The organism is Actinoplanes sp. NPDC048988 (assembly GCF_043197815.1).
Classification (GTDB): Bacteria; Actinomycetota; Actinomycetes; order Mycobacteriales; family Micromonosporaceae; genus Actinoplanes.
Genome location: NZ_JBICTW010000003.1, coordinates 710,043 through 723,985, shown reverse-complemented (window position 1 = coordinate 723,985; position 13,943 = coordinate 710,043). Strand labels below are relative to the sequence as shown.

10 protein-coding genes are annotated in these 13,943 nt (G+C 70.7%); 2 read left to right on the top strand and 8 right to left on the bottom strand.

Translation table 11 applies throughout. The annotated features are described in order from the left end of the window. Positions 1-28: 28 nt before the first annotated feature. From ACGFJ7_RS14180 to ACGFJ7_RS14150, 7 genes are all read right to left on the bottom strand, one after another. The gene (locus ACGFJ7_RS14180; RefSeq protein WP_392642403.1) at positions 29-1,357 is read right to left on the bottom strand and encodes a cellulase family glycosylhydrolase; all 1,329 of its coding nucleotides are present in this window, start codon (positions 1,355-1,357) and stop codon (positions 29-31) included. Between the two features lie 284 nt (positions 1,358-1,641). Continuing rightward, a complete protein-coding gene (locus ACGFJ7_RS14175; RefSeq protein WP_360257168.1) occupies positions 1,642-3,648 on the bottom strand; it encodes an AAA family ATPase in 2,007 nt (668 codons plus the stop codon). Then, a complete protein-coding gene (locus tag ACGFJ7_RS14170) occupies positions 3,614-4,747 on the bottom strand; it encodes a nuclear transport factor 2 family protein (RefSeq protein WP_360257166.1) in 1,134 nt (377 codons plus the stop codon). Before ACGFJ7_RS14170 ends, ACGFJ7_RS14175 begins: the two co-directional genes overlap by 35 nt. Positions 4,748-4,798: 51 nt before the next feature. Then, a complete protein-coding gene (locus tag ACGFJ7_RS14165) occupies positions 4,799-8,584 on the bottom strand; it encodes a P-loop NTPase fold protein (protein WP_392642401.1) in 3,786 nt (1,261 codons plus the stop codon). A gap of 38 nt (positions 8,585-8,622) precedes the next feature. After that, complete coding sequence (locus ACGFJ7_RS14160; protein ID WP_360257161.1) at positions 8,623-8,907, bottom strand: hypothetical protein; 285 nt, start codon at positions 8,905-8,907, stop codon at positions 8,623-8,625. A 4-nt stretch (positions 8,908-8,911) separates the two neighbouring features. After that, on the bottom strand, positions 8,912-9,580 hold the full coding sequence (locus ACGFJ7_RS14155; RefSeq protein ID WP_360257159.1) for a hypothetical protein: 669 nt from the start codon (positions 9,578-9,580) through the stop codon (positions 8,912-8,914). Between the two features lie 159 nt (positions 9,581-9,739). Next, entirely contained in the window at positions 9,740-11,125 is a 1,386-nt protein-coding gene (locus ACGFJ7_RS14150) for an MFS transporter (RefSeq protein ID WP_360257157.1), read from the bottom strand. A 54-nt stretch (positions 11,126-11,179) separates the two neighbouring features. Between ACGFJ7_RS14150 and ACGFJ7_RS14145 the strand changes: the two genes are divergently transcribed. Continuing rightward, entirely contained in the window at positions 11,180-11,635 is a 456-nt protein-coding gene (locus tag ACGFJ7_RS14145) for a helix-turn-helix domain-containing protein (RefSeq protein WP_360257155.1), read from the top strand. Positions 11,636-12,367: 732 nt separating this feature from the next. Here ACGFJ7_RS14145 and ACGFJ7_RS14140 read toward each other — a convergent pair. After that, positions 12,368-13,012 (bottom strand): NAD(P)H-binding protein, encoded by a 645-nt coding sequence (locus ACGFJ7_RS14140; RefSeq protein ID WP_360261723.1) that lies wholly within the window; start codon positions 13,010-13,012, stop codon positions 12,368-12,370. A gap of 636 nt (positions 13,013-13,648) precedes the next feature. Here ACGFJ7_RS14140 and ACGFJ7_RS14135 point away from each other — a divergent pair. Next, entirely contained in the window at positions 13,649-13,906 is a 258-nt protein-coding gene (locus tag ACGFJ7_RS14135; RefSeq protein WP_360261721.1) for a hypothetical protein, read from the top strand. Positions 13,907-13,943 lie beyond the last annotated feature (37 nt).

Below are 13,943 nucleotides of genomic sequence, written 5' to 3'. Positions count from 1 at the left end.
GCCGCGCCCGTCCCCGCGGGTCGACGCGTCAGGTGGCGGAGCAGGTCGGCGTGGGTACGGTGTTGGAGCTCGACCAGGAGCCGAGGAAGCCGAACGCCGCGCTGCCGCCGGCGGGGAGAGCGCCGTTGTAGCTGACGTTGCGGGCGGTCACGGTCGGGCCGCTGCTGGAGACGGTGGCGTTCCAGGCCTGGGTGACGGTCTGGCCGTTGCCGTACGTCCAGGTGACGGTCCAGCTCTTCACGGCGGCGCTGCCCGCCGTCACCTTGACCTCACCTTGGAAGCCGTTCTGCCATTGACCGGTTATCGAGTACGCGGCCGAGCAGCCCACAGAGGCCGGCGGCGTCGTGGGGGGAGTGGTCGGCGGTGTGGTCGGCGGTGTGGTCGGCGTCGTGCCGCCGAAGATGGTGGCCTGCTTCGCGGTGGCCTTGAGGCCGTTCGGGCCGTTCACGATGCGCTGGCCCCAGGTGGTGAGCTGGTTCGCGTCGAAGTTCGTCGTCATGTCGAGGATCGGATCGGTGTTGCCCGACCACGACCAGCCCAGATAGCCCAGGTTGCGCTTGACCGCCTCGGCCAGCACGGTCTCGTCGCTGACCTCGCCGCCGGCGAACTGCCAGCCGAACTCGCCGATCACCAGCGGCCAGCCCTTGCTCTCGAACAGGTCGAGGTAGCTCGTGATGGACGAGGGCTGGTTGAAGACCGCGTACATGTGGATCGACAGCACGGTGTTCTTCTGCGTGTCGGCGTTGAGGACGGTCTGGGCGTTGTCCCGCATGACGTACTGCCAGTCCTGACCCCAGTTGGGCGCGTCCACCATGAGCAGGTGCTGGAAGCCGTTGCTGCGCATCTTCTGCACCGCGGCCACGGTGGCGGCCGTCCACTGGCCCGGGTTGGTGTTGCCGATCGGCTCGTTGCCGATGTTGATGACGACGTAGTCCTCCTGCCCCTGCAGGACGCTCTTCAGGCTGATCCAGTAGTCGACGGCCTGGTCCAGGGTGTACGCGGCGGCGTCCTCCCCGTACCCGGTGGTGTCGTGGTCCTCGAGCACACAGATCAGCTTGTTCGCCTTGCACAGCGCGATGACGCCGGCGACGTCGGCGGCCGTGTTGGCGGTCCACCGGCCGCCGCTGAGCACCACCCGTACGGTGTTGGCGCCGGCGGCCTTGATGTCGGCGATGGAGTTCGTGCGGTTGGCGTACCAGGCGTGCGCGTGGTTGACGCCCCGCATGACGAACGTCTGCCCGTTGGCCTCGACGATGTCGCGGCCCACGATGTGCAGGCCGGCCGCGGCGTACGCGGGAGCGACGAAGAACAGCACGGACACGGCGGCAGCCACCAGCGCGGCGGCGAGTCTCTTCATGACCTACCTCGGAAGGGAAGAGCGCGCCCACTCAGTGCCGTCGGCACCGCGCCTGTGCGAACACCGTAATAGCTAACCCAATCGATGGCAATCAATCGACGTGGCGCGCGGCCAGTTCCCGGCGCGGCGAGGCCGCCGCGGCCACCTTGTCCGGCGTCACCACGCTGCCCGGCATGCCGCCGAGCCGCTCGATCGGCTCGGCCAGGCCGAGGTGGACGCCGGCGGCACTTCGAGCCCGCAGCCGACGGTGACGGTGCCCGGCACGTCGGCGACCAGACCGCGGCTCATTCGTCCAGCGGCAGGTCGGGCGGTCCCGAGACGGCTAGTTGCTGGATCAGCCGCAGCAGGACCCGGCTGTCGCGCAGGCGGGAGTCCTCCTTGATCCGGCCCATGAGGTCGTCGAGCAGCGCGAAGGTCACTTCGGTCCGGTCCGGCTCGTTGTTGTTCCGGCCGCGGCCCGCGTAATCGGACAACGCCCGCTCGAGCGCGGTCTGCACGGCCGGATCGGGCGTACGCGACTTGTAGTACCGGCGCTGGGCGACGAGCGGGGGGTTGTGCATCTCCTGCACGAAGTCGAAGTGGTTGGAATTGGCCACCCGGGGATCGAGCTTCTCGCGCAGCTCGTTGGGGCTCGTGAAGACCAGCACCCACCGGTTCTGCCGCAGTTGATGCAGGCGGTTGAACAGCCCGTTGCCGAGGCTGCGCCGGCTGAGCGATTCGGGTCCGGACGGCCGGCGCAGGGCGTCCTCACATTGGGCGATGTGCACGACGACGCGGCGCAGCCGCATCAGATCGCTGAAGAGCGAGTCGGTGGCCAGCACGTCGAGGTCGCGCTGGGACTGCCGGAGGAAGTCGGCCGGCGTGAGGGTCAGCAGCGGCCAGTCCAGGGTGCGGGCGACGAGCTGGACCAGGCTGGTCTTGCGCGTGCCGGGTGGCCCGGGCAGGAGCAGCGACGTGGCCGCCGGACGTTGCACCGGGTTGGCGTTGACCGGTTCGATGAAGTGCCGCCGCAGCGACCGGGCCAGGTTGCCGGCGTCGGTCGGGTCGGAGACGCGTTCCAGGATCTGCTCGTCGGGACGGGTCAGCACACCGAGCGTCAAGGCCAGATCGGGCCACGGGAAATCGGTGTGGTGACCGAACGCGACGTTGTATCGGGACAGGACGCGTTCCTGGCGCAGCCGGACAAGGGCGTCGCGGTAGCGGATCAGGAATTGGAGTACGACCGCCGTCGCCCACGACTCGAGCCGTCCCGGCGAGCGCGCCCGATCGTTGCACCAGCCGGACCGGGACCCCGACCGCATGAACGTGTTCTCCACCAGCTGCAACGCTTTGCGCAGCACTGACAACAGCACGTCGATCCCGCCGAGGTCGCCCCGGTCGAGTTTGCCGATCAGCAACTCGGCCAGGGTGAGCGCGACCTCGAAGCTGGCCACGAACAGCAGTTGCGGGCCGCCCCCGGCGGAGATCATGCGCGACGACGGCCAGGAACCGTCCTCGGTCTGCTGCCCGGCGATCACCGCCAGGCTCCGGTCCACGATCGGCCGGTAGTCGGGTGACTCGAAGCGGTGCAGGAGCGCCACGCTGAAGGCGAGCTCGGCCGGGTCGAACTGGGAGGTGATGCCCGCGGAGTGGCGGCCCAGCTGGACCAGGATGGATCGGCGGACCCGGGTGCTCAGCTCCGGCCACCACTGCTGCGGCGCGTCGCGGGCCAGTCCGACCGCGTCACCCGCGCGGACCGCGTGCAGGGTGATGAAGTCGTGCGTCGGGTCCCGCCCGGTGATCTTGCCGCCTTCCCACTCCCGGAGGCGTTCCTCGGTCTCCCGCCAGATCTCCAGCATCGGCTCCCGCAGGTCGGCGCTGGTGTGGACCGGGGGCCGCGCGTTCCCGATCAGAACGGTGGACAGCAGCACCTGGGCGTCGGTGAACATGTTGTAGCCGTTGCTCTGCGACTCGCGGACCCGGGACGGGTTGCCGGCCAGGGCCCCGAAGTGGTCGTCGGCGAGCGACCGGATCACCGGGCCGATCTCGTCACGCAGGGCCGCCGTGGCGCCGACCCCGTGCGGCGTCGGCCGCTCCTCCTCGGCCAGCAGACGGTTCAGCTCGACGAGGGCGATGAAGGCGCGGCAGGTGGACGTCTTACCGAGGACCGGAGCGTCGTCACCGTCGACGGCGACCGTGTCGCGGATGAACGCCTTCCGGGCCGGCTCGTAGAAGGTGAGAAGAGCGCGCCCCGCGGCCAGAATGCGGTCGAGGCTCTCAGCGATCTCCCGGTCGAGTTCTAGCTGGGTCACGCGACTCCTCCCGCGAGCGGTAACACTCGCGAAGTTCCCGGATCATTCCGGCCTGATCGACCTCGAGCACCATGAAGCCGTACACCACCTTGCTGGTGTCGCTCCCGTGATCGAGCACCGCCCGCCACTCCAGGTGTGCCCCGTCGAGCCGATAGGCGACGGACTCGACGGCCACGGTCACGGCCCGCCGGGAGGTGACCTCCGTCCGCCAGTATTCCCGAATCCCGGTCAAACCTTCAATCGCCGGTTGGAAGGGCTTGTCCCAGTAGAGCGCGTCCTCGGTGAAGATGGCCGCCAGACGGTCGGGATCCTGCTTGCGCCAGGCCGTCAGGTAACCGCGTACGGCGCCCTCGCATTGCGGATGGGCGCTGCGTTCCAGGGTGAGCCATCGGGTGGCCCAGCTCCGCTGATCGCCGTTGGCCGTTTCCGCCGGGACGTCGCGCCGGCCGGTCCGGCGCACCAGGACACTCTCGGCCAGATGGCCGTCCAGCATGGACCACAGCTGGTCGGTGGCGCGCTCCACCACGGTCACCGTCCCCGAAGGGCCGGCCAGGTCGACGGCCCGGTCGAGGAAGTCCGCCGTGTGCATCTGGTTCTCGGTGAGGACATGGCTGGCCAGCACCATGGCGGGCGAGACGATCGAGGGTAGCCGGTCGGTCGGCCACTCGCCGTGGGTCGGAGAGATCTTCACCTGAAAGGGGCGCTCGCCGCCGAGGCGGTCCGCCACCGCGCGCAGGAACTCCTCCGCCAGGCCGAGCTGCGGCTTCGAACGGTCGAGCAGGTGGACCTCGACCTCCGGCACCCCGGCGTCGAACAGGTAGGCCAGGGCCGCCGCGGCGGCCGCGCCGCTGCCGCATCCGATGTCGACCACGACCGGTGACACCGCGGGGCGGGCGTCATCCAGCACGGCCGCGCACTTGAAGAAGTTGACGAGAAGGAATTCCGTCGCGAACGCGGCGTGCACGTCGTCGTAGTCCGGAGCGGACAGGTCCGCGCGGTACAGCTCGCGCAGGCGGGACCGGTCGGCCCCGGACACATGCGGGAACCGGCCGTTCACCCAGGTCGAGGCCGCGCTGGCGACCAAATCCGTAGCGTGCATCGGCCACACCCTAGTCCGCGCCGCCGCGCCTGTCGTGGCAACCACGTCAACTTAAGGCTGACTTGTGACGATCAGCCGATCCACTGGCGACACCGATGTGACTCCCGTGTCGTTCACGTACTGGTGTGGTATTTGTTGGTGATCCTCGCCGAGCTCGCTGAGCACGCCGGCCAGCTGATTCCGCACCGAGGTCACCAGCAGATCGTGCGGTCCCACGATGGAGCGCCAGATGTCGGCCGCCTCGCGCAGGCTGTCCCGGGCCGGTTCCAGCTCGCTCAGCGAGGCGAGCACCGCGGCGTACGCCCGCAGTGTCTCGGCGATGTCGGGGTGCCCCGGCCGCAGCACCAGGCGCTGGACGGCGAGCGCCTCCTCGTACAGCCGGCGTGCCTCGTCCCGGTCGTCCAGTTGAAGCGCCACCCCGGCCAGCGTGCCGAGCGCCCGGCCCACCAGCGCGTCGTCCGGGTGGCCGGCCCGGTACTGCGCGAGTGTCGGCGCGAGCACCTGCCGGGCCACCCGGGGCGATCCGACGCGGTTGATGCCGGCCACATTCACCATGCCGGCCAGATCCGTACGGCCGCCCGGGCGATTCTGCAGAGTCCGCGCCGCCTTGAGGTTGCCGACCGAGATGTACGCGCGAACCAGCAGATCCCGGTCGAGGTCGAGGTTGTCCAGCAGCGGTATGGCCGCGTCCGCCCGGCCCAGCTCCATCAGGGCCTCGGCGAGAACGACCCGGCCCTCCTGGCGTTGCGCCGGGGACGCGCCCGGCCGGTCGGCGGCCGACCGGGCGACACGGCCGGCGTGCACGGGGCTGCCCAGCGCGACCAGCTGCCGGGCGGCGCCCACGAGCACGGCGTGAAGCTCGTCCCCGGGCGTCCCCAGCCGGGCCGCGTGCGTGGTCAGCGCGTGCAGATGGTCGGTCACGGTGCCCTCGTCCGGGTCCACGCCGAACTCCTCCAGCCGGCCGGCGACGGCGGTCAGGGCGGCCGAGACCAAGCCGTGGGCCCGCTCGGGCGAAAGACCGGACCGGGCGGCCGATTGGACCAGGGCGTGCACCTCGACGGTGCCGGTCCGCAGGACGGCGAGGGAGTGCTCCTGCAGCGTGCCGAGCGATTCCTCGGACAGGGCGACCAGCGAGCGGGGGAAGGGGCGCGGCGCCACGAAAGCCAGCTCGCCGATTCCCGCGGTGTCCAGCGTGAGGTTGCGGGCCAGGTCGCCGCGCTGGATGAACCACCGCTCGTCGGAGTCGAGCCGGGCCCGGAACTCGCCGACGCTCACCGAGGTGAACCGCAGGTAGTCCACCGCCGCGTCCAGAGCCGACGGCAGGTGGCCGAGCAGGGCGGCCAGCCCGGCCAGTTCGCCGGCCGGCTCGGACGGCAGCCGGGTCGCCAGGAACTCCACGGCCTCGTCCGGGGTGAGCGGTTCGACACCGACGTACGGGGCCGACCCGGACCAGCCACGACGCCGCGAGGTGACGAGCACGTCGCCGCGGCCGGAGAGCGGCAGGTACTGCCGGATCGTGTCCGGATCGGTGGCGTCGTCGATGATCAGCAACCACCGGCGGTACCGCGACAGGTGGTCGGTGATCAGCGCCACCGTGTCCGCGCCGGTCCGTGACGGCGCGCCGAGCTCGGCCGCCAGATCGCGCAGGCCCTGCTCCACGGTGGCGGCCGACGTGCCGTCGATCCACCACACGACCTGGTACTCGTCGCCGTGGCGCCGGGCGTACTCGCGGACGACCTCCGTCTTGCCGGCCCCGGGCATGCCGATCAGCGCGCACACCGTCGGCACGTCCTCCCGCCGCATCTCCAGCAGGCGGTGCTCCAGCTCGGCGTGCACCTGCCCGCGCTCGACGAGGCGGCCGACAGCGGGTTGCCAGACGTTGGTGAGGCGCAGCCCGTGGCCGGGGTAGGACGGCGAGTCCCCGGTGTCGGCCCGGGCGCCGCCGGCCAGGTCGGCCGGCCGGCGATGGCGCGGCTCGAGCGCGCTCAACAGCAAGGCTCGCGCCTCCCGCTCCGCGAGGCCTTCGACAGCCACGACCCGCTGGCCGGCCAGGAGTTGCGGTACGGACAGCGGCCCCACCTTGGCCACGATCACCTGGCTGCCGCCGGCTCGGACGGTCGCCCACTCCTGGGCCGGGATGGTCTCGGCGGCCAGCCGCGACAACACCACGATGACGTACGCGGGTTCGGCGCTGGGCGGCGGCTGGCCCGGCCCGGCGAACTGGGCGGGATAGCCCGCGTCGGAGAGCTGCCGGGCGATCCACTCGGCCCAGGCGATGTCGTCCCGCACGTGCCAGATCGCGAAGCTCGGCACGCCGCTGTCGGCCTGGGTGTCGGCCGCGGGGTCGCCCGGGACGACCGCCCGGACGAACGACAGGTAGTCACCGGCCGAGACACCGGCGAACGAGTCGTCGGCGGTCAGCTCCTGCCGGAACAGGGCGGGCAGGTCCGGGTATCTCGTCTGGAACACCCGGGCCCGCTCGAGATCCAGTGCCTGCCGCGCGTCGGCCGGCGCCCCGGCGCCCGCGTCACCGGCCGCACGGTAGATCCGCTCCAACGTGGGCAGCAGCTCCGGGTCGTCGACGACCGCACCGTAGACGTCGCGGTACCGCGCCTGGATGACCACGATCTTGGCGAGCAGCGACGGCACCGGCGAGGAATCCTGCCACACGCTGGCGGCGAGGCTCTTGATCAGGGTGAAGGTCTGCACCACCCGCTTGATCCGCCGCGGGTTGTACGGCGGGCTGCCCCGCAGAATAGGCAGGCAACGGTGCACGTCCTCGTCGTTCGAGACGGCACGCACGAGGTTGTCCAGCGCCTGCGCCGTCACCGGCGGCAGGGAGAAAGGAAGCTGAACGATCTTCTCGAAGTACGTTTCCGAGACCCGGCGCAGCAATCCCTCGTACGCGGCCAGGTCCTTGTATTTGACGGAGACCGCGTTCTCGATGATGTCCCGGTCGACCGCCACCAGAAAGACGCAGCCCTCGACATCGAGAAAAAGTTTCATCGTCTCGACGATCTGCAGTGTCTGCTCCGGCAGGCACCGGTCCAGGTCGTCGATGACGACCACCAGGGGCCGGTCGCGGCAGACGATCCGGATGATGTCGCGGAAGTCGGCGCTGAACTCCTCGAGAAAAGCCACCTGCTCCCGGTAGCTGCGGCGCTTCTGAAAGGCGGCCAGGTCGAAGCCGAGACGGATGTCGAACAGCTTGAACAACGACTCCGGCTTCGCCGCCAAAGTCGCGCCGACCGCGACGGCCGCCCGGGCCCAGGGCGCGCTGAGAATGTCCTGCAGCCAGGGCAGACCCTGCAAGGCTTTACTGACGGCGGGGTTGGTCGACGGCCCGAAAACGCTGGCCGCCATATAGATGCCCAGCGCGATGAGCCCGACGCGGAAGAGCAGAACCAGCAGCTTCCGGGAAAGGTCGAGCAGACCGGAGCGGACATCGAGCGAACGGAACCAGATGCGCGATTTCACCCAGACGCGGCGCGGCCACGGGCCGGTCACCCGTACGCGGTCGAGAACCGTCTGGATCAGGGCCTTCCACAGGTCCTGCTCGCGGGCGTACTTCCAGGCGTTGAACCACACCGGCTCGATACCGCGGTCGGTCAGCTCGGCGCTCACCTGTTTGAGGAAGCTCGTCTTTCCGCTGCCCCATTCCCCGTAGACGCCGACGGTCCACGGCGTCTGACTGGGACGCATGCCGGCGATGTACTCGGCCAGGGGCACCGCGAACCGGGCGAACCCCAGATGGTCGTCGGCGCTGGCCGCGTCGTTGACGGCCAAAGACTCGGCCAGCGGGGGCGGAGTCACATCGCCGGAACCCCGCACCGTCATACCGCAGGAGCTTAGCGACCTTACGCACGGAGCTCGGCTCAGTCCGAGCCCGCTGCACCGCCGCCGCCCGAGTCGAAGTTGGCGGCGTCACCGTAGGTGGCGTTCTCGGCGACGGCGCCCGAGTGCCGGTCCGGGACACCCCAGCCTCGCGTGAAGACGTCGTTGCTGGAGCGCGGCGAACTCCGGCGCATCGAACGGATGGCGTTCCGCGCGGCCGCCGCCTTCTCGTCAGCGGTCTGTGGACGACGCCGCCCGCGTCGGAGAAGCAGGGCCGCGGTAACCGCGACGAGCCCCACCCCGGCCATCAACAGATACCACTGCATGCCATCAGGGTAAGGCCGCTGTCCACCTCTCATGAACGTCTTGATAACGGCCACAGTCGACCGCGGCCGGGTCGTCGAGGAGATTGATCAGGTGGGCGCGGTTCGGGAGGAGCCGGGTTCGGTCTGCCACGTCCGGTAGCGGCGGCGCCGGACGGGCGCTGGACGGCGCCAGGTACGTCCACCAGCCCAGTTCCGCCGGCCAATGACCAGCCGGGTGGACGGCGTCATGGAGGCCCAGATGCCAGATCTGGTCGCTCGACCATTCGTCGAGGACGCGGCCGGAGCGGGCGTTGAAGCGCTGGGCGACATCCAGCCACAGGCTGGTCAGGCGCCCGTGCAGGTCGCGGAAGCCGTCGGCCTCGGGACTCGGGAGGCGGTAGCAGAAGACGCTGTCCAAAGACCACGTGAGCGTTTCGTTCCGCCAGCTCAGATGGACGTCCGTCTCGTCGCAGGTCCACAACTGACCGTCCTCGTCGCCGGTCGTCAGGGCTCGGAGCATGACAGCCGGATCGCCGGCCGTAGGCGGGTCGCCGTCCCGATCGGAGAACAGGTTGATCAGGCCGTCGGGGCGCTGGGGGTGCAGATTCCGTTCGGCGGCCAGGGCGAAGAACTCGCGAAGAGAGGATTCCGTCGCGGCGGACAAGTGCAGTTCCCATGTCCAGTCCGACCCCACACCGACATCATGCCGGGACCCGTCTCCCCGGCCGCGCGGGGGGATGGGCGGCCGGGAAGACGGGAGCTCAAGCGGGCCGCGCGGAGGATGGGCGGCCCGGGGACGGGGAGCTCTACCGGGCCGCGCGGGGGATGGGCGGCTCGGGGGGACGGGGGAGCTCTATCGGGCTGGGGCGGGGGACAGGGCCGGCGCCGGACGACCCAGGGTCAGGCCGATCGCGGCCGTGACGACGGCCAGTGCGGCGGCCAGGGACCACGCCCAGCGGAAGTCGGTGACCGAGCCCGCGGTGATGCTGGAGCCGACGATGGTGACCAGCAGGGCCACGCCGATCGAGGCGGAGATCTGGCGCAGGGCGTTGACCAGGGCGGACCCCGTCGCCGCGCGGTCGGCCGGCAGGGACTGGACGCCGGCGGCGATCAGGGTGCCCAGGGCCAGGCCGATGCCGGTGCCGGTCAGTACGAGGCTGGGCAGCAGGTCCCGTACATAATCGGGCTCGGTGGAGATGAGCGCGACCCGCCACAGCATGCCGCCCGCGAAGAGCAGCGCACCCAGGACCACCAGGCGGCCGTGGCCGAAGCGGTGCACGGCCCGGGCCGTCAGGATGGTCACGATCGGAACCAGGGCCGGGCCGGGGACCAGGGCGACGCCCGTGCGCAGGGCGCTCCAGTTCCACACCTCCTGGCACCACAGCACGTTGGACAGCAGCATGATGGCGAAGGCCACGCCGAACGTGATGGTGCCCAGGCCGGACGAGCCGAAGCGCGGCAGGCGGAGCAGGTGCAGCTCCAGCAGTGGAGTGTGATGGCGTACCGACCGGATCCCGAACCACGCCCCGGTGACCAGGGCCAGCGCGGCCAGCGCGAGTGTTCCCGGCGACAGCCAGCCCCAGTCCGGGGCCTCGACCAGGGCGCCGGACAGCGACGCCACGGCCGCGGTGACCAGGACGGCGCCGAGCAGGTCGGGCAGTGGGCCGGTCTCGCGGGCGGCCGGGCGGGGCAGCACGACCAGGCCGGCGATCAGGGTGAGGGCGCCGATCGGCAGGTTCACCAGGAAGATCCAGCGCCAGTCCAGCTCGACCAGCAGCCCTCCGGCCACCGGTCCGGCCGCGGCGGCGAGTCCGCCCACGGCGGCCCAGGACCTGGTCGCGGCGGTCCGGCGATTTTCCGGTACGGCGGCCAGCAGCAACCCGAGAGAAGTGGGCAGCTGGGCGGCGGCGCCGACCGCCTGGAGCACCCGGGCCGCGACCAGCCAGCCGAGGGTCGGCGCGACGGCGCAGGCAACCGAGGCGACGGTGAAGACGACGACGCCGGCGAGGAAGACCGGCCGTTGCCCGATCCGGTCACCGAGCCGCCCGGCGACGACCAGAAGAGCGGCGAGCGTTATCGCGTACGCGTTGAGCACCCAGCTCAAATCGCTCAGTGACGCATGGAAGTCGGCGCCCATGGCGGGCAGGGCCACGTTGACGATCCACAGGTCCAGGTTCGTCATGAAGACCGCGAGCGACACCACGACGACGGCAAGGCCTCGGTTTGATTTTCCAACCACGGCGAGCACGCTAGCCGGTTTGGTTCGAAAATCAAACCGTGCAATGCTCGAGGTGTGACCGATCTCCGCCGCGACCCCAGCACCCTGCCCGGGCGCCCATGTTCCGTCGCCGCCGCCCTGGAGTTGGTGGGCGACCGCTGGGCGCTGCTGGCCGTCCGCGAGATCTCGTTCGGCAACAATCGCTTCAACCAGATCGTCCGGAACACCGGAGCCCCGCGCGACCGCCTGGCCGCCCGCCTGAAGGACCTGACCGAGGCCGGCATAGTCCAGAAGGACGACGGCTACCGCCTGACCGAGGCCGGCCGCGACCTGTTCCCGGTGATCTGGTCGCTACTGGCCTGGGGCGACCGCTGGGCCGTGACCGAACCCCCGGTCCGCGTCGACCACCACCACGACCACGAGTTCCACCCAGCCACAGTCTGCGCAACCTGCGGCGAACGCCCCACCCCAGCCGACCTCACAAGAACAATGCTGACCCCCGGCTGGACCATGACCGGCCCCAGCACCTGACCGCCTCCGCGCGTGCCGCCTCCGCGCGTGCCGCCTCCGCGCGTCCCGCCTTCGGCCATGCCGCACCTCGGGCTGGCCGTACCCCGGGCTTGCCGGACCGCGGGCTTGCCGTACCCCGGGCTTGCCTCACCTCCGGCTTGCCGCACCTTGGGCTTGTGGCTCCCCGGCTTGCCGCACCTGGGCGTGGCAAGGCGCTGAGGGCTGACACCCGCTTCAGGCTTCACTCGGCTTCGGGCTTGGCGCGGCCCTCACAGCTCGCTCGGCTCTAGGTGTAGTGACCATGAGGGTTGTTGACGCGGCGTGGCGCAGTCCTGAGAGGGTGTTGCCCCAGAGCGGCGCGATCCTAGGAGTGGCACAGCCCGGAGGTCGACTCGCCCTGAGGTACGGCGTGGTCCCGGGGTGGCGGCTCCTAGGGCGGCGCAGCCCGGACGCCGACTCGGCCTGGAGCATGGCGCGGTCCCGGGATGGCGTGGTCCCGAGGATTGTGCGGTCCTGGGATGGGGTGGTCCCGGGGATTGTGCGGTCCTGGGATGGCGTGGTCCCGGTAATTGTGCGGTCCGGCGATGGCGTGATCCTAGGAGTGGCGCGGATCTCGGACTGGCGTGGCCTGCGAGCCCACCCGGTCGGAGACGTGACGCGGTCCCAGGGTGGCGCGGCCCTGCGGCGGCGCGGCTTGGGTGGCGCGGCCCCCGGGGTGGTGGAACCCCGAGGGCGGGGCGGCGGGTTGAAAGGTCAGTAGGCGACGGTGAAGCGGGCGCGGCGATGGGTGCCGGATTCGATTTCGTCGGCGAAAGCGATGGCGTAGTCGGCGCCTGAAATGTAGGAATTGCCCTGGCTGTCGGTGAGAAGGATGTCGCCGCCGACGCGGAAGGTGCCGGTCTTCTCGCCAGGGTTGAAGCCGCCGAAGCCGGCGGCGGGGCTCACATAGAACCAGTCGAGCGCCTCGTCGGTCGCGCGCAGGGCTACCAGGGCGTCGCGAGCGGCCAGCGCCTCGCCCTTGTAGGCGTCGGGGAAGTCGGGGGTGTCCACCAGGGCCGGGCCGCCCTCGGCCACGAGCAGGGAGCCGGCGCCGCCGACGAAGCCGAGGCGGGCGCCCTGGGTCACGGCGGCCTCGATCAGGGTGGGCAGGGCCTCGATCAGCTGGGGCTCGTCGGCCTGGGGGCCGAAGCGCAGCGCCACCACGATGTGGTCGGCGCCCTCGGTGACGCCGCGGACGAAAGCGGCGTCGTGGATCGAACCGGCGTGCGACTCGATGCCCTCGGGGAGGGTCGCGATCTTCCGGGCGACGCCTTTCACCTGGTGTCCGCGGGCGGCCAGCTCCGCGCCGATGTGGCCGCCGGCGTAGCCGGTGATGCCGAAAACAACGACCTTCGCCATGATGTGCTCCTGTATCCCTTGGATAGCTACTACCTGAAATATAGCGTCTCCGAGCTGCGAGGATGGAAGCCGGCCCCAAGAGAGCTGGACCACACGCCCGAGCGGCCGGGGCGGCGCCCTCACCGCCGGACTTCCCAGTGGCGATCTGCTGGGCCGCGCCGAGGCGGCCGGAGGTCGACAGGCCGACGGCTGGTTGCCGGAGGAGGCCCTGTCGGCCACCGAGGAGGAAGCGAGAGCACCGTACGGGCGGTGCCCGAGCTGCCGGAGCCACCGATCGGCCGACGACGCGCCCGGCCACCGCGGGCTCAGGCGGATGACCGGGCGGCGGGTGGGGCCGGCGCAGGTCGTGGTCGATGCTTGTTCGGCTGCCGCTGGAAGGGACGAACAGGGTGGTTCGCTCGTAGCGGGTGCTCAAGGCCGGGCAGCAGGTCCAGGGCCAGGGCGGCGCAACCCGATGATCGACGGCCCGCCGGCCGGTGAGCCGGGCCTTCCTGTGACTCAGCTGTATTTTGCTGTCCACCTTGCGGTCATTCGCCGGAGTGCACAAATTTACTGAGAAACGCGTCCTAGAAGGCGAGGGTTACCGTCCATACGGACGTGCCTCTCCGAGGGAGACTGGGCCGGGAGGTTGACCCGATGGCAACGAACGACAAAGAACGAGAGTTCGCCGAGATCGTCGAGCGGCTGACGACCGATTACCCGTCGCTGGCCGGGCGGCGGCGCCCGCCCCGGCGGGTGCTGATCACGCTCGCCGTCGTGGGTGGACTCGTGTGGGGTCTGCTCTCGGTGGCGATGGTCGCCTGGGGCGTGTTCGGCGTGGCCCTGACGTGCACCATCGTCCTGCTCACGGGCGGCGCGATCGCCGTGGACGCCCATCGATGGCGACGGCGGTGAACGCGGGCGTTTGTGACGGTTCCTGACGGGCATGCGG

What these genes read in the sequence shown, in the direction of transcription:
- ACGFJ7_RS14180 (WP_392642403.1), bottom strand. Translation starts at nt 1,357, where the DNA reads ATGAAGAGACTCGCCGCCGCGCTGGTGGCTGCCGCCGTGTCCGTGCTG.
- ACGFJ7_RS14170 (WP_360257166.1), bottom strand. Translation starts at nt 4,747, where the DNA reads ATGCACGCTACGGATTTGGTCGCCAGCGCGGCCTCGACCTGGGTGAAC.
- ACGFJ7_RS14165 (WP_392642401.1), bottom strand. Translation starts at nt 8,584, where the DNA reads ATGACGGTGCGGGGTTCCGGCGATGTGACTCCGCCCCCGCTGGCCGAG.
- ACGFJ7_RS14160 (WP_360257161.1), bottom strand. Translation starts at nt 8,907, where the DNA reads ATGCAGTGGTATCTGTTGATGGCCGGGGTGGGGCTCGTCGCGGTTACC.
- ACGFJ7_RS14140 (WP_360261723.1), bottom strand. Translation starts at nt 13,012, where the DNA reads ATGGCGAAGGTCGTTGTTTTCGGCATCACCGGCTACGCCGGCGGCCAC.
- ACGFJ7_RS14135 (WP_360261721.1), top strand. Translation starts at nt 13,649, where the DNA reads ATGGCAACGAACGACAAAGAACGAGAGTTCGCCGAGATCGTCGAGCGG.